This window comes from Micromonospora sp. A3M-1-15, from assembly GCF_024213425.1.
Taxonomy (GTDB): domain Bacteria; phylum Actinomycetota; class Actinomycetes; order Mycobacteriales; family Micromonosporaceae; genus Micromonospora; species Micromonospora chersina.
Map to the genome: position 1 here is coordinate 260,650 of NZ_JANAVK010000007.1, position 14,395 is coordinate 275,044.

General features: G+C 72.7%; 13 protein-coding genes, 1 pseudogene and 1 riboswitch. Of the genes and pseudogenes, 8 read left to right on the forward strand and 6 right to left on the reverse strand.

The genetic code is table 11. The features are described from left to right. Positions 1–9: 9 nt before the first annotated feature. A complete protein-coding gene (locus tag NLX85_RS29885; protein ID WP_254340760.1) occupies positions 10–1,581 on the reverse strand; it encodes a C40 family peptidase in 1,572 nt (523 codons plus the stop codon). Between the two features lie 241 nt (positions 1,582–1,822). Between NLX85_RS29885 and mqnE the strand changes: the two genes are divergently transcribed. From mqnE to NLX85_RS29905, 4 genes are read left to right on the forward strand one after another with little or no spacing between them, the layout of a single operon-like run. Further along, positions 1,823–2,992: an aminofutalosine synthase MqnE gene (gene mqnE, locus NLX85_RS29890; RefSeq protein WP_254340762.1), complete on the forward strand. Its 1,170-nt coding sequence runs from the start codon at positions 1,823–1,825 to the stop codon at positions 2,990–2,992. Between the two features lie 10 nt (positions 2,993–3,002). Next, positions 3,003–3,434, forward strand: coding sequence for a hypothetical protein (locus tag NLX85_RS29895; RefSeq protein WP_254340764.1), 432 nt, complete (start codon positions 3,003–3,005; stop codon positions 3,432–3,434). Between the two features lie 26 nt (positions 3,435–3,460). Further along, positions 3,461–3,739: a DUF4229 domain-containing protein gene (locus NLX85_RS29900; protein WP_254340767.1), complete on the forward strand. Its 279-nt coding sequence runs from the start codon at positions 3,461–3,463 to the stop codon at positions 3,737–3,739. 54 nt (positions 3,740–3,793) lie between these two features. Further along, positions 3,794–4,279: a hypothetical protein gene (locus NLX85_RS29905; RefSeq protein ID WP_254340768.1), complete on the forward strand. Its 486-nt coding sequence runs from the start codon at positions 3,794–3,796 to the stop codon at positions 4,277–4,279. A 71-nt stretch (positions 4,280–4,350) separates the two neighbouring features. On the opposite strand, the gene NLX85_RS29910 is transcribed toward NLX85_RS29905, so the two are convergent. After that, positions 4,351–5,691, reverse strand: a complete 1,341-nt coding sequence (locus tag NLX85_RS29910) for a C39 family peptidase (RefSeq protein WP_254340770.1) — start codon at positions 5,689–5,691, stop codon at positions 4,351–4,353. A gap of 29 nt (positions 5,692–5,720) precedes the next feature. Continuing rightward, entirely contained in the window at positions 5,721–7,043 is a 1,323-nt protein-coding gene (locus NLX85_RS29915) for a C39 family peptidase (protein WP_254340772.1), read from the reverse strand. A 207-nt stretch (positions 7,044–7,250) separates the two neighbouring features. Here NLX85_RS29915 and NLX85_RS29920 point away from each other — a divergent pair. The 4 genes and pseudogenes from NLX85_RS29920 to NLX85_RS29935 all read left to right on the forward strand — a co-directional run. After that, positions 7,251–8,555: pseudogene (locus NLX85_RS29920) on the forward strand (M14 family metallopeptidase); the annotation flags it as partial. A gap of 107 nt (positions 8,556–8,662) precedes the next feature. Then, a riboswitch (cobalamin riboswitch) is annotated at positions 8,663–8,754 on the forward strand. Between the two features lie 114 nt (positions 8,755–8,868). After that, positions 8,869–9,804 carry an ABC transporter substrate-binding protein gene (locus NLX85_RS29925; RefSeq protein ID WP_254340774.1) on the forward strand — a complete coding sequence of 312 codons (936 nt, stop codon included), beginning with the start codon at positions 8,869–8,871 and terminating at the stop codon, positions 9,802–9,804. Between the two features lie 104 nt (positions 9,805–9,908). Further along, positions 9,909–10,994, forward strand: a complete 1,086-nt coding sequence (locus tag NLX85_RS29930) for an iron ABC transporter permease (protein ID WP_254340922.1) — start codon at positions 9,909–9,911, stop codon at positions 10,992–10,994. Continuing rightward, positions 10,991–11,770 carry an ABC transporter ATP-binding protein gene (locus NLX85_RS29935; protein WP_254340776.1) on the forward strand — a complete coding sequence of 260 codons (780 nt, stop codon included), beginning with the start codon at positions 10,991–10,993 and terminating at the stop codon, positions 11,768–11,770. The genes NLX85_RS29930 and NLX85_RS29935 overlap by 4 nt, the downstream gene beginning before the upstream one ends. 9 nt (positions 11,771–11,779) lie before the next feature. On the opposite strand, the gene NLX85_RS29940 is transcribed toward NLX85_RS29935, so the two are convergent. The 3 genes from NLX85_RS29940 to NLX85_RS29950 form a co-directional block, all read right to left on the reverse strand. Next, positions 11,780–12,538, reverse strand: coding sequence for a VOC family protein (locus tag NLX85_RS29940; protein WP_254340778.1), 759 nt, complete (start codon positions 12,536–12,538; stop codon positions 11,780–11,782). A 94-nt stretch (positions 12,539–12,632) separates the two neighbouring features. Further along, a complete protein-coding gene (locus tag NLX85_RS29945) occupies positions 12,633–13,370 on the reverse strand; it encodes an ABC transporter permease (RefSeq protein WP_254340779.1) in 738 nt (245 codons plus the stop codon). Positions 13,371–13,379: 9 nt separating this feature from the next. Further along, entirely contained in the window at positions 13,380–14,267 is an 888-nt protein-coding gene (locus NLX85_RS29950) for an ABC transporter ATP-binding protein (RefSeq protein ID WP_254340780.1), read from the reverse strand. Positions 14,268–14,395 lie beyond the last annotated feature (128 nt).

A 14,395-nucleotide genomic window follows, 5' to 3' on the forward strand; every position in this document is an offset into this window, starting at 1 on the left:
GGCGGTTGGTCAGTCGGTGGCGCTCGGGCTGACCGAGGTGCTCTCGGCCGCGCTGCCCGACGGGTCCGCGGCGCTGCCGGTCGGCTCGGCGCTGGCGGCGTCGGTCGGCGTCGGGCTCGGCGTGTCGGACGGGCTCGGCGTCGGCGTCGGCGTGGCGCTGGGCGAGGTCGACGGGGTGGGCGTCGGGCTCGACGTGCTCGACGTCGGCTTCGGCGTGGCCGTCTTCGTGGGCTTCGGCGTCGCCGTCTTCGTGGGCTTGGGCGTCGCGCTGGGCTTCGGCGGCGTGGTGGACGGGGTCGGTGTCGGGACCGGCGCCGGGGTGGCCGGGGCGGGGACCGCGCCGATCACCCGGGTGGCCGCGTAGAGCCGGGACCACCGGACCACCGAGATCTTCACGACGTCGCCGGTGCGCGGCGCCTCGACCATCTTGCCGTTGCCGATGTACATGGCGACGTGGTGGATGCTCGTCCAACTGCTGCCCGAGGCGAAGAAGAGCAGGTCGCCGGGGAGGAGCGCGTTGGGGTCGACGGTGCGGGAGCGGGTGGCGAAGTACTGGTCCCGGGAGACCCGGGGCAGCCCCTGGTAGCCGGCCGCCTGGTAGGAGGCGAGCATCAGGCCGGAGCAGTCGAACCGGTCCGGGCCCTCGGCCGCCCAGAGGTAGGGGTCGCCGAGCTGGGCGAGGGCGTACCGCACCGCGGCCAGGGCCTTCGGGTCGGCGACCAACCCGCTGACGCTCTGGTTGACGACGTACGGGCTGCCGAGCTGCTGCTCGGCGGCGTCCTCGCGGCGCTCGATCTCCAGCAGCCGGGCGGCGTTGTCCCTGCGGAGCTTGAGCAGCGCGGCTTCCTGCTTGTGCAGGTCGGTCTCGACCCGGGTGTACTGGGCGGTCTTCTCGGCGGCGCGCCGCTCGGCCGAGGCGTGCGCCTCCCGGGCGACCCGCTCGGCGGCGGTGGCCCGGGCGAGTTCGCCGGTCACCGCCGTGGTGGCGCCCTCGGCCTTGTCGCCCCGGGTGATCCGCTGGAGGTTGGCGAGTTCGCGCAGGTTGGCCCCGAACTCGCCGGGCGGCAGCGCGGCGTCGGCCTTGACCGCGTCGGCGGCGGCGGTCTTCGCGTTCTCCTGGGCCCGGACGAGCGCGTCCTGGGCCTCCTTGAGCCGGGTGGCGGCGAGGGTGAGGTCCGCCTGCGCGGTGTCCCGCTCGCCCTTGATCGTGAGCAGGTTGTCGCCGAGCTGGGCGACCTGCGCGTCGACCTGGTTGATCTGGGCGATCAGCGGGCCGTCGGCCGGGTTGGTCACGCCGGGCGTGGCGCCGGGGAGGCCCGGGGTGTGGCCGGGCCCGCCGGTCACCGTGCCGGGCAGGCCGGGGACGGCGCCGGGCACGGTGGGCAGCTGGAGGGCGCCGGTGACCCGGGGGCGGGAGCCGGTGTCGGGAACGGTGTCGGGCAGCGGGTCGGCCCAGGCCGGCGTGGCGAGCGCCGCGGCCGCGACCGCCCCGAGCAGAGCGGACCAGAGCGCCGGGCGGAGCACCGGCGAGACCACCGGATTCCGGCTTCGTCGGCGTCGGCCCTGGGTGCTGTCGACCATTCGCTCCCCGTCCCGGTCTGGTGTGTTCCGCGCGAGGTGGGCGCGGTGAGCCAGGACGGTACCGGTGTGTGTTCCGCCCCATCCTGTCTTACCTCACCAACGCAGCAATGTCGATGCGCGGAGCGTGACGGCCGACCGGGAGGCCGGTGAAGTAGGTCGCTGCGGTTGACCGGGTCGTCGGTTCGTCCGACGCGCGACGTACGCTCGACCGGGACCGCAGGTGGAAGGGACGTGGCTTTCGATGGACGCCGGACTCAAGCGCGAGCTCGAAGCGAAGGTCTACGCGGGGGAGCGGCTGACCCGCGAGGACGGAGTGGCCCTCTACGAGAGCGACGACCTCGCCTGGCTGGGGCGGCTGGCGCACCACAAGCGCACCGAGATGAACGGCGACCGGGTGATGTTCAACGTCAACCGGCACCTCAACCTGACCAACGTCTGCTCCGCCTCGTGCGCGTACTGCTCGTTCCAGCGCAAGCCGGGTGAGAAGGACGCCTACACGATGCGCATCGACGAGGCGGTCCGCAAGGCCAAGGAGATGGAGGACGAGCAGCTCACCGAGCTGCACATCGTCAACGGCCTGCACCCGACCCTGCCCTGGCGCTACTACCCGAAGGTGCTGCGCGAGCTCAAGGCGGCGCTGCCGAACGTCAAGCTCAAGTGCTTCACCGCGACCGAGGTGCAGTGGTTCGAGAAGATCAGCGGCCTGAGCGCCGACGAGATCCTCGACGAGCTGATGGACGCCGGCCTGGAGTCGCTGACCGGTGGCGGCGCGGAGATCTTCGACTGGGAGGTCCGGCAGCACATCGTCGACCACGCCTGCCACTGGGAGGACTGGTCGCGGATCCACGCCCTGGCGCACCGCAAGGGCATGCAGACCCCGGCGACGATGCTGTACGGCCACATCGAGGAGCCCCGGCACCGGGTCGACCACGTGCTGCGGCTGCGCGAGCTGCAGGACGAGACCGGCGGCTTCGCGGTCTTCATCCCGCTGCGCTACCAGCACGACTTCGTGGACTCGGCGGACGGCAAGATCCGTAACAGGATCCAGGCACGCACCACGATGGCCTCGCCGGCCGAGTCGCTGAAGACGTTCGCCGTCTCCCGGCTGCTCTTCGACAACGTGCCGCACGTGAAGAACTTCTGGGTGATGCACGGCCTCTCGGTGGCCCAGCTGTCGCTGAACTTCGGTGTCGACGACCTGGACGGCTCCGTCGTGGAATACAAGATCACGCACGACGCCGACTCGTACGGCACGCCGAACACCATGCACCGCGAGGACCTGCTGAACCTGATCTGGGACGCCGGCTTCCGCCCGGTCGAGCGGAACACCCGCTACGAGATCGTCCGCGAGTACGACGCGGCCCCGTCGCTGGCCGAGCGCCGCGCCGAGCCGCAGCAGGTCTGGGCCTGACCGCACGTCGATGAGCACCGAGGAGCAGCAGCAGCGGAGCTTTCCCCGCCGGGACGCCGAGGGACGCATCCTCACCCTGGGCGACCTGCTCGGGGTGAGCCTCGCCGGCCTGGTGATCGGGGTGCTGGCGCTGGTGCTCTTCGAGTGGGCCTTCGCCACCATGGGCGCGGGCGGCTTCGGGCGGACCAACGGCTGGCTCGCGGTGATCCTGCCGCTCTGGCTGTTCTGGGACGACTTCCGGGCCTGGGAGTTCGGCGCCGCCCGGGTGCTCGCGGCGCTGGCCGGGATCGCGGTCGGCGTCCTCGCCGGCCTGCTGGTGGCCGGCCTCGCCGCCGGGCTGCCGCCGCTGTTCTCCGGCGCGCTGGCCGCGGCGGTGTTCACCGTGGTCTACGCGGTGATCTGGTTTCATGGCGTGCACTGGCTGGCCCGGCGGACGGGCTGAGGCGTGAGAGAGAAGGAAGTACGGGCTTGAGCGCGGCGGTCAAGTACACGCTGGGCCGGATCGGGCTGTTCGTCGGCGTGCTGGCGGCCCTCTGGTTCGTCGAGATGAACATGTTCCTGCGGCTGATGCTGGCGCTGGTCTTCTCCGCCGCGCTGTCTTTCTTCCTGCTCCGCGGCTGGCGGGACGAGATGGCCGGGGAGATGGCCGAGGCGTCGGAGCGGCGCCGCGCCGAGAAGGACCGGCTGCGCTCCGCGCTGGCCGGGGACGACCAGGCCGAGGGCACCGACGAGCGCCGCGAGGGCTGAGCCTCCGGAGAACGGGGCAGCGGGAAACGACGCCGACCGCTAGGGTCGGCCGCCGTGAGTTTCCTGAACACGATCAACGGGTGGCGGACGAAGGTCTTCGTCTGGATCGGCCTGCCGGTCATCGCCGCCATCGGACTGATGCTGAGCGTCACCGACCTCGCCCCGGCCTGGGAGGCGAAGAACGGTGGCGGCACGCCGGGCACGTTCACCGCGGTGAACGAGGAATGCGGCCGGCGTAACTGCGAGTGGCACGGGACCTTCGTCGCCACCGAGGGCGGCGCCCAGCGCGCCGACGTGATCCTCTACGACGCGCCGGACGGACTGACGGCCGGAGCCACCGCCCCGGCGCTCGACTCCGGTGCCCGGAAGGGCGTCTTCTCCACCGCTGGCGGCTCGACCTACCTGCTGGTCACCGGGCTCGCCCTGGCCGGTGTGGCCGCCCTGGTCGCCTGGGTGGTGATCATCGTCCGGGCAATCCGTAGGCGCAGCCGGCGGGCCGAGCCCGCGGCCCCGCCCGCCTCGTTCGCTCCGTCGGCCTGACCCGCAGGCCGGTCCACGACCGTACCGATGGGCCCGGCACCGTCCCGAGGGACCGTGCCGGGCCCGTCCCGTCACCAGTTGGTGGAACCCGGCACGACCGGCCAGGCCATGTCGGTGGGCTTGATCAGGTACGCGATGCCGCCCGAGCCGGAGGCCACGGTCCCGTTCGCCCGGTGCCGCTTGGTGCGCAGCCAGATCTGCTCGAACTGCTCCCGCTTGTAGACGTTGCGCACCGCGTCGTTGGACGACGAGGCGGGGTCGTTGACGATCACGTCGCCGTCGGCGGTGAAGCCGACGATCACGAAGAGGTGCCCGGAGGTGCCGTAGTTCGCCCCGTCCAGCTCGCTGGCCAGGAAGGACTGCGAGGTGACCACCGGGATGCCGGCCTTGATGAAGCGTTCCACCTCGTCCAGCGAGTGCATCCGGGTGACCCGGGCGTCGAGGCCGGGGAAGCTGGCCGCGTACGCGGTGTTGAACGGCCAGTTGCCGGCGCCCTCGTACTCGTAGTCGTAGGTCATCCGGGCGGCGTGGTCGACGGTCGGGTCGGCGTAGCTCGGGTCGACCCAGGCGGTGTCCTCGGCGGAGGGCTTCCGGCCCCAGTACTCGACCACCATCTCGGTCGAGGTGGGCGAGCACCAGGCCTCACCGCCGTTGTCGAACTCGGGGTACTCCCCGATGTGGATGTTCTGCGAGTAGCGCGGCACGGCCAGTTCGGTGCCCCAGGCGATGCCGCCCTCGCTCGGTGCGACGGTGAACCGGTCCGGCACGTTGGAGCTCATCGCGCCGAGCATCCAGACCCGCGGCGAGGCCGTCTGCCCCGGCGCGCGGTAGAGGGTCAGCCGGAGCTGGTACGACCGCAGCAGCACCCCGGCCTGGGCGTTGTCGATCGAGAAGGTGTCGGTCCAGATGGTCGACCAGGGGTCACCCTGGCCGTCCAGCGTGGCCCGCTTGATGTCCTGGTCGCCGGAGGCCCAGCGGCCCATCACGTACCAGGGGGTCTGCTGCCCGGTGTTGTACGTGCCGTGCAGCTCGACCTGGATCCAGGTGCCGGCCGGGGTCGCGGCGTTCCACGAGGCGACCAGCTCGCTGGCGTCGAGGCCGACCGCCCGCTCCGGCGAGGTCCAGGTGGCGTACTCCCAGGTCCGGGTGGCGCCGGTGTGCTCGTCGGTGAACTCGGTGGTGCCGGCCGGCTGGCCGATGGTGATCCCGGTGCGGGTCCCGGGGATGGCGTACGTGCCCTCGTGGGTGCCGGCACGCCAGTCCGGGTACTTGGACCACTCCTGGAAGGTGATCTGCTCGTCGTGCGCGACGACCGGCAGGTTGTTGTCGGCGTGGGCGGGGGCCGTCACACCGACGAGGGCGAGCGCGGCGGCGCCGACGAGGGCGACCGCACGCAGGGCTGGTCTGACCATGTGCACTCCGTTGGGTGGGTAGGGATGGATCACCAGTTGGTGGAACCGGCCACGGCGGGCCAGGCCACCTCGGTCGGTTTGATCAGGTAGACGACGCCGCCGGAGCCGCTGCCCGTGCCGCCGCTCGCGGTGGTCCGCCGGGTCCGCTGCCAGATCTGCTCGAACTGGTCGCGCCGGTAGACGTGCCGGACCGCGGCGTCGCTGGGCGAGGCCGGGTCGTTGGCGATCACGTCGCCGGTGGCGGTGAAGCCGACCACCACCATGAGGTGCCCGGCCGTGCCGTAGCCGGCCCCGTCCAGCTCGCTGGCGAGGAAGGACTGGCTGGTCACCACGGGGATGCCGGCGGCGATGAAGTGCTCCACCTCGTCGAGCGAGTGCAGCCGGGTCACCCTGGCCTCCAGCCCCGGGAAGCTGGCCGCGTACGCCGTGTTGAACGGCCAGTTGCCGGTGCCGCCGTACTGCCAGTCGTAGGCCATCCGGGCGGCGTGGTCGACGGTCGGGTCGGCGTAGCCCGGGTCCACCCAGGACGTGTCGGCCGGGGAGGGCTTGCGACCCCAGTACTCGACCACCATCTCGGTGGAGGTGGGTGAGCACCACGCCTCGCCGCCGCCGCCGTACTCCGGGTACTGGCCGGCGTGGATGTTCTGCGAGTAGCGCGGCACGGCCAGCTCGGTGCCCCAGGCGATGTGCCCGGCGCTGGGGGCGACGGTGAACCGGTCCGGCACGTTCGAGCTCATCGCGCCGACCGAGCGGAGCACCGGCGTGACCGTCGAGGCCGGGTCCCGGTAGAGGGTGACCCGGAGCTGGTACGCCCGCAGCAGCACCCCGGCGGCCGGGCTGTTGATGGCGAACGTGTCGGTGTAGACGCTGGAGGTCTTGTCGCCCTGCCGGTCGACGCTGGTCCGCCGGATGTCGCCGTCGCCCGAGGCCCAGCGGCCCATCACGTACCAGGGGGTGCGGGTGCCGGTGGTGTAGGTGCCCTGGAGTTCGACCTGGAGCCAGGTGCCGGCGGGGGTGTCGGCGTTCCACGAGGTGACCAGCTCGGTGGCGGAGAAGCCGACCTGGGTGAGCGGCGAGGTCCAGGTCCCGTAGGCCCAGGTGCGCCGGGTGCTGCTGTGCGGGTCCTTGTAGAGGATGGTGCCGACCGGGGTGGCCAGGGTCAGGCCGGCCGCCGTGCCGGTGGTGCCGGCGGCGGTGCCGGTCGACCAGGCCGTGCCGGACCAGCCCTGCCAGGTGATCTGCTCGTCGTGCGTGACGGTGGTGGTGGTCGCGCCGGCCGGCGCGGCGGTGGCGAGGAGGGCGAGCGCGGTGGCGCCGGCGACGGCGACCGACCGCAGGGATGTCCGGTCCATGGCAGCTCCTCCAGGAGAACGGCATCGTTGCCGTTCACTGTCGCGCCTGGAGGGAAGTTTCGCCAGAGGTTCACGCATGGAAAATCATTGCCGGCGTGAGGATCCGGTCGGGATGGAAAGCAGACAATCATGAATGTTGATATGACCATGTAACTGCTGGTGAAGTGTGCGGACAACGGGATCTTCCGTACCCCGAGGAGGTTGTCCATGGCCCTCCGCACGTCCCCCCTCCGCCGCCGGCTGGCCCTCGCCGCCGCCGTCGGCCTGACCCTCGTCGCCGCGGTCACCGGCCCGGCCGCCGCCCGCCCCGCGCCGGACGGCGAACCGGCCGCCGTCGCCTACCGGGTGCTCGGCCCGCGCACCCTCGCCGACCGCAGCGCCGTCGCCCGCACCGGCGCGGCGATCGACCACTCCGAACACGGCGTGCTGCACGTCACGGCGACCACCGCCGAGGCCGCCGCGATCACCCGGCTCGGCTTCCGGCTGGAGAAGGACGTCGCCCCGGCCCCGGCCGCCGGCGCCGTCGCCTACGCCTTCCCGCCCGCCGACTCCAACTACCACGACTACGCCGAGTTGACCGCGGTGGTGAACACCGTGGTCGCCGACCACCCGGCCATCGCCCGCAAGCTCAGCATCGGCCGGTCCTACCAGGGCCGGGACCTGATGGCCGTGAAGATCTCCGACAACGTCGGCACGGACGAGAACGAGCCGGAGATCCTCTTCAACGCCCAGCAGCACGCCCGCGAGCACCTGACCGTCGAGATGGCGATCTACCTGCTCAACCTGTTCACCGACAACTACGGCAGCGACTCGCGGATCACCAACATCGTCAACTCGCGGGAGATCTGGATCGTCCCCACGGTCAACCCGGACGGCAGCGAGTACGACATCGCCACCGGCTCCTACCGCTCCTGGCGGAAGAACCGGCAGCCCAACAGTGGCTCCTCGTACGTGGGCACCGACCTGAACCGGAACTGGTCGTACCAGTGGGGCTGCTGCGGCGGCTCGTCCGGCTCGACCTCGTCGGAGACCTACCGCGGCCCGTCCGCCTTCTCGGCGCCGGAGACCGCGGCGCTGCGCACCTTCGTCAACGGCCGGGTGGTCGGCGGGGTGCAGCAGATCAAGGCGAACATCGACTTCCACACCTACTCGCAGCTGGTGCTCTGGCCGTACGGCTACACGTACAGCAACACCGCCACCGGGATGAACGCCGACCAGTACAACACCTTCGCCACCATCGGCCGGCAGATGGCGTCCAGCAACGGCTACACCCCGGAACAGTCCAGCGACCTCTACATCGCCGACGGCACCAGCATCGACTGGATGTGGGGCGCCCACAAGATCTGGGCGTACACCTTCGAGATGTACCCCGGCTCGGCCTCGGGTGGCGGCTTCTACCCGCCCGACGAGGTGATCCCCGCGCAGACCTCCCGCAACCGGGAGGCCGTGCTGCTGCTCTCCGAGTACGCCGACTGCCCGTACCGGGCGATCGGCAAGCAGAGCACCTACTGCTGACGCGATGCGCCGTGGGGGCCCCGGCCGAGGCCCCCACCACCCCTCCCGTCCGGACGATCTCCGCTGGTCGTGCGCTACGGTGGCACCGACCAGACCGCAGCGAAGCCGGTGTGAAACCGGCGCTGTCCCGCAACTGTGATGCCCCGCACGCGGCGCCGGCCTCCGCCGGCGCCGACAACCGTGGGGACGAGCCAGGTCGCCTGCGGCACGGTCGCGACACGCGCTCTCGAGGAAGGGCGCCTCGCGGACGGGCCCGCCCAGGCGGTCCCTGTCGGCGAAGCACCACGCTCCTCGACCGACAGGAGGACCGATGTCCAGACGTACCCCCCGGCTCTTCGCCGCCGCCCTCGCGGTCGGCGCGCTGCTCCTCGGCGGCTGCGCCGAGAAGACCTCGAACGACACCCCCGCCGCCGGCGGCCGTTCGGCGGCCGCCTTCCCGGTCACCGTCGGCAAGCTGACCCTCGACAAGCGTCCCGAGAAGATCGTCTCGCTGTCGCCGTCGGCGACCGAGATGCTCTTCGCCATCGGCGCCGGCAAGCAGGTCACCGCCGTCGACGACCAGTCGAACTACCCGGCGGAGGCGCCGAAGAGCGACCTCTCCGGCTTCCAGCCGAACGCCGAGGCGATCGCCGGCAAGAGCCCCGACCTCGTGGTGCTCTCCAACGACACCAACAAGATCGTCGACCAGCTCACCACGCTGAAGATCCCGGTGCTGCTCACCCCGGCGGCCACCACCCTCGACGACACGTACCGGCAGCTCACCGACCTGGGCAAGCTCACCGGCCACCCGGCCGAGGCGGACGTCGTCACGAAGAAGATGAAGGACGACATCGCGGCGCTCACCAAGGACCTGCCGCAGCGGGCGAAGAAGCTCACCTACTACCACGAGCTCGGCCCGGAGCTGTACAGCGCGACCAGCAAGACCTTCATCGGCTCGATCTACGCGCTCGCCGGCCTGGAGAACATCGCCGACCCGGCGGACGCCGACGGCAAGAGCGGCGGCTACCCGCAGCTCTCCCAGGAGGTCATCGTCAAGGCCAACCCCGACTTCGTCTTCCTGGCCGACACCAAGTGCTGCAAGCAGAACGCGGAGACCGTCAAGGCGCGCAGCGGCTGGGCCGGCGTCACCGCCGTGAAGAACAACCAGGTCGTCGCCCTGGACGACGACATCGCCTCGCGCTGGGGCCCGCGGGTCGTCGACCTGCTCAAGGCGATCGTCGACGCCACCGCCAAGGTCCCGGCCTGACGGTGACCGTGCGACCGGCGGACAACGCTCACCGGCCGGCCGGGACGCCCGACGCGTCCCGGCCGGCCGGCGTGCCCGACGTCGACCCTTCGGGCGGGTCCGGGGTGGTCGCGGAACGGCCGCCGGCCGGGCCGGGTGCGACGGTCCGGCCGGCGGGGCTCCGCACCCGCTGGCTGCTCGCCGGCCTCGGCGCGGTGCTGGTCGCGCTGGTGGCCGGCGTCTCGCTCGGCCCGGTCAGCCTGCCCCCGGGCAGCGTCGCCGCCGAGCTGCTCAACCTGCTGCCCGGGGTGCACCTCGACAGCGGGCTCAGCGAGCGGGAGATCGCCATCGTCACCGAGCTGCGGCTGCCCCGGGTCGTGCTCGGCCTGCTCGTCGGCGCCCTGCTCGCCCTGGCCGGCGGCTGCTACCAGGGCGTGTTCCGCAACCCGCTGGCCGACCCGTACCTGCTGGGCGTGGCGGCCGGGGCGGGGCTGGCGGTGACCGCCGCGATCGCGCTCGGCGCCGGGGCCGGCGGGTCGCTGACCGGCATGCCGCTCACCATCCCCCTCGCCGCCTTCGTCGGCTCGCTCGGCGCGGTCGTCATGACGTACCTGCTCGGCGCGGCCGGCGGGCGGGACCGGTCACCGGCCACGCTGATCCTGGCCGGGGTGGCGGTCTCCGCGTTCCTCTCCGCCGGGCAGACCTACCTGCTGCAACGGCACTCCGACAGCATCCAGCAGGTCTACTCCTGGCTGCTCGGGCGGCTGGCCACCGCCGGCTGGCACGACGTCCGGTTGGTCCTGCCCTACTTCGTGCTCACCGCCGTGGTGGTGCTGCTGCACCGGCGCGAGCTGGACGTGCTCTCCGTCGGCGACGACGAGGCCACCAGCCTCGGGCTGCACCCGCAGCGCTCCCGCTACCTGCTGATCGCCGCCGCCTCGCTGGGCACCGCCGCCGCGGTCTCCGCCTCCGGCCTCATCGGCTTCGTCGGCATCATCGTGCCGCACACCGTCCGGCTGCTCGCCGGGTCGAGCTACCGGGTGATCCTGCCGCTGTCGATGCTCTTCGGCGGGGCGTTCCTGGCGCTCACCGACGTGGTCGCCCGCACCGCCGCCGCCCCCGCCGAGATCCCCATCGGCGTGGTCACCGCGCTGTTGGGCGGCCCGTTCTTCGTGCTGGTCCTGCGCACCGCCCGCCGGGTGCTGACATGACCGCCCCCGCGGTGGAGCTGCGTGACCTGCGGGTCGAGCTGGGTGGCACGCCGATCCTGGCCGGCGTCGACCTGGCGGTCGCCGTCGGCGAGTGGGTCACCGTGATCGGCCCGAACGGCGCCGGCAAGTCGACCCTGCTGCGCGCCGTCGGCGGCCTGCTGCCCGCGCCGGGCGCGGTCTCCCTCTTCGGTACGCCGATCAACTCCCTCCGCCGCCGCGACCGCGCCCGGGTGGTGGCCACCGTGGCGCAGTCCCCCGTGGTGCCCGCCGGCATGTCGGTCTTCGACTACGTGCTGCTGGGGCGCACGCCGTACATCCCGGCGCTGGGCCGGGAGTCGGCCGCCGACCTGGCCGCCGTGCACGAGGTGCTGGACCGGCTCGACCTGGGCGCGTTCGGCCGTCGCGAACTGGCCACCCTCTCCGGCGGCGAGCGGCAGCGGGTCTTCCTGGCCCGGGCGCTGGCCCAGGGCGCCACCCTGCTGCTGCTCGACGAGCCGACCAGCGCGCTGGACATCGGCCACCAGCAGGAGGTGCTGGAGCTGGTCGACCAGCTCCGCCGGCAGCACGAGCTGACCGTGCTCGCCACCATGCACGACCTCTCCATCGCCGGCGAGTACGCCGACCGCCTGGTCCTGCTCGCCGAGGGCCGGGTCGCCGCCGCCGGCCCACCGCAGGAGGTCCTCACCGAGACCCTGCTGGCCCGCCACTACCGCGCCAACGTCCGGGTCATCCCCGGCGACCACGGTCCCCTGGTGGTCCCCGTCCGCCCCCGCTGACCGGGCCGCTCAGCGGAGGGCGGCGACGGAGAAGAGGGCGCCCTGGGGGTCGCGGAGCGCGGCGCTGCGCCCGGCCGGGTTGTCCCGGGGCGGGACGAGGATGGTGCCGCCCAGCTCGGCGGCCCGGGCCGCGGTGGCGTCCGCGTCCTCGACGGCGAAGTAGACCGTCCAGTACGCGGGCAGGTCCTGGGGCAGCGGCTCCAGCTGCGGCATCATGCCGGCGACGATCCGGGCGCCGCACCGCCACCCGGTGTAGGTGACCGGGCCTGCCTGCTGCTCCTCGGGGTGCCAGCCGAACACCAGCGCGTAGAACTCCTTCGCCCGGTCGGGGTCGGGGGTGACCAGCTCGTTCCAGCACATCGAGCCGGGAGCGTTGAACAGTTCCGCCCCGCGCATCGCCATGGACTGCCACACGCTGAACACCGCCCCGGCCGGGTCGGAGAGGACCGCCATCCGGCCCTGCTCGAAGACGTCGAACGGGGAGACCACCACCTGGCCGCCGGCCGCCTCCACCCGGGTGGCGGCCAGGTCCGCGTCGTCGGTCGCCACGTACGTCGACCAGATCGGCACCTGCTCGGGGGCGGCCGGCGGCCCGACCCCGGCCACGGCCCGACCGCCCTTGAGGAAGGTGGTGTAGCCGCCGGCGGTCGGCTCGTCGGACACCCGGCCGGTCCAGCCGAACAGTTCCGGGTAGAAGCGCTTCGCGTCGTCCAGCCCGGGGGTGGCCAGGTCGGTCCAGCAGGGCGTGCCGGGCTCCACGCCGTCCACGCTGACCCCTCTCGCCGGGGGCGGCCCCGCTGGCACGCCCTGCCGGCATCGTGGCACCGCCGCACCGACCGCCGGGCCGGATTAGGACAAAAGGTCAGGTGAAGCGGCGTCCCTCGTCCCGTCGGTACGCCCACCCGGCGACCGCCGCGAGCGCCACGATCCAGACGCCGAGCATGACCATGGAGATCGGGTTCAGCCGCCAGTCGGTAACGGCCGCCCACATCAGCTCCAGCGCGCCGCGGGTGGGCAGGTAGGGCGCGATCGCGTCCACGAAGCCGGGCGCGTTGTCCGGGCCGAAGAGGAGTCCGCCGCCGAAGGCGAGCGGGAAGAAGATGAGCTGCGCGAGCACGATGGCCGCCTTGCTCGGCAGCGAGTAGCCGATGGCCAGCCCGAGCAGCGTGAACGGCACCGAGATCACGGCGACCCCGGCGGCGCCGAGCAGGAACTGCGTCGGGGTGACCCGGGCCGCGGTGGCCACCGCCGCGATCACCACGACCGGGAGCATGGAGAAGTAGGTGATCGCCAGACCGGCCAGGATCCGGCCGGCGAAGCGCGGGCCGGGCCCGGCGGGCAGCGTCCGGCTGTACGAGCTCCACGGCTGGTCGCGGTCCTCGGCGACGCCGATCCCGTACTGGAAGATGTTGGCGCTCATCACCGCGAAGGTGACCATGGCGGCGGTGGCGTAGGTGGCGGCGGTGGCATCGTCGCCCGCGAACGGCACGACGAAGAAGAGCATCGTGGCGGCCGGGAAGAACGCGCTGCCGAAGATCGCGACCGGGATCCGGACGATCTCCAGGAGCTGGTAGCGGGCGTGAACCAGGGCGAGCGGCACGGCGGTCTCCTAGGCGGGGGTGGGTGCGGGCCGGTCGTCGGCGGTGAGGGTCAGGAACGCCTCCTCCAGCGAGGTGGGCCGGACCTCCAGGTCGCGGAACGCCACGCCGGCGGTCACCAGGTCGCGGACGAGCTGGTCGGCGTCCGTGGTGAGCAGGTGGGTGCGGCCCTCGGTGTGCTCGGTGGCCACCACGCCGGGCAGCGGCGGCAGGTCGTCGGCGACCAGGCTGACCCGGCGTACGCCGACGATGCCGCGGATCGCCGCCACGGAGTCGTCGGCGAGCACCCGGCCGTGCCCGATCACCACCACCCGCTGCGCCAGCGCCTCCACCTCCTCCAGGTAGTGGCTGCTCAGCAGGACTGTGCCGCCCTCGGCGTGGAAGCCGCGGACGGCTTCCCACAGGGCGTGCCGGGCCTCCACGTCCAGCCCGGTGGTGGGCTCGTCGAGGACCACGAGGCGGGGCCGGCCGACGAAGGCGAGCGCCACCGCGAGCCGCCGGCGCTGCCCGCCGGAGAGGCCACCGGTCTGCCGGCGCACCTGGTCGGTGAGGCCGAACCGGTCGAGCAGCTCGTCGCGGGGGACCGGGTCGGGGAAGTGCGCGGCCACGAAGTCGACCACCTCGCCGACGCGCAGCGTGCCGGGCAGGCCGGTCTCCTGCGGGGTCACCCCGAGCTGCCGCCGGCTCGCCGGGTCGCGCGGGTCGCCGCCGAGCAGCTCGACCCGGCCGGCGCTGGGGCGGCGCAGCCCGACCAGCAGGTTGAACAGGGTGCTCTTGCCGGCGCCGTTCGGGCCGAGCAGGCCCACCAGCTCTCCGGCGCGGACGGTCAGGTCGACCCGGTCCAGGGCGAGCACCTCGCCGTAGCGGCGGCTGACCTGGTCGGCGCGGGCCAGAATCATCTTCAGCTCCTCACGGGTTGCGGTCCCCGGACGGGCATGCCCCCACCTGTGTACCGTGCCGGCGCGAGTTTCACTGTCCCCCGCGGGCGGGTGCCGATCGCCCACTGTGGTGCCTCCCGGCGGCGGAG

Bases quoted from the DNA above. Each gene is read 5' to 3' on its own strand.
- NLX85_RS29950 (WP_254340780.1), bottom strand. From the start codon at position 14,267: ATGATTCTGGCCCGCGCCGACCAGGTCAGCCGCCGCTACGGCGAGGTG.
- NLX85_RS29935 (WP_254340776.1), top strand. From the start codon at position 10,991: ATGACCGCCCCCGCGGTGGAGCTGCGTGACCTGCGGGTCGAGCTGGGT.
- NLX85_RS29885 (WP_254340760.1), bottom strand. From the start codon at position 1,581: ATGGTCGACAGCACCCAGGGCCGACGCCGACGAAGCCGGAATCCGGTG.
- mqnE (WP_254340762.1), top strand. From the start codon at position 1,823: ATGGACGCCGGACTCAAGCGCGAGCTCGAAGCGAAGGTCTACGCGGGG.
- NLX85_RS29925 (WP_254340774.1), top strand. From the start codon at position 8,869: ATGTCCAGACGTACCCCCCGGCTCTTCGCCGCCGCCCTCGCGGTCGGC.
- NLX85_RS29910 (WP_254340770.1), bottom strand. From the start codon at position 5,691: ATGGTCAGACCAGCCCTGCGTGCGGTCGCCCTCGTCGGCGCCGCCGCG.
- NLX85_RS29915 (WP_254340772.1), bottom strand. From the start codon at position 7,043: ATGGACCGGACATCCCTGCGGTCGGTCGCCGTCGCCGGCGCCACCGCG.
- NLX85_RS29895 (WP_254340764.1), top strand. From the start codon at position 3,003: ATGAGCACCGAGGAGCAGCAGCAGCGGAGCTTTCCCCGCCGGGACGCC.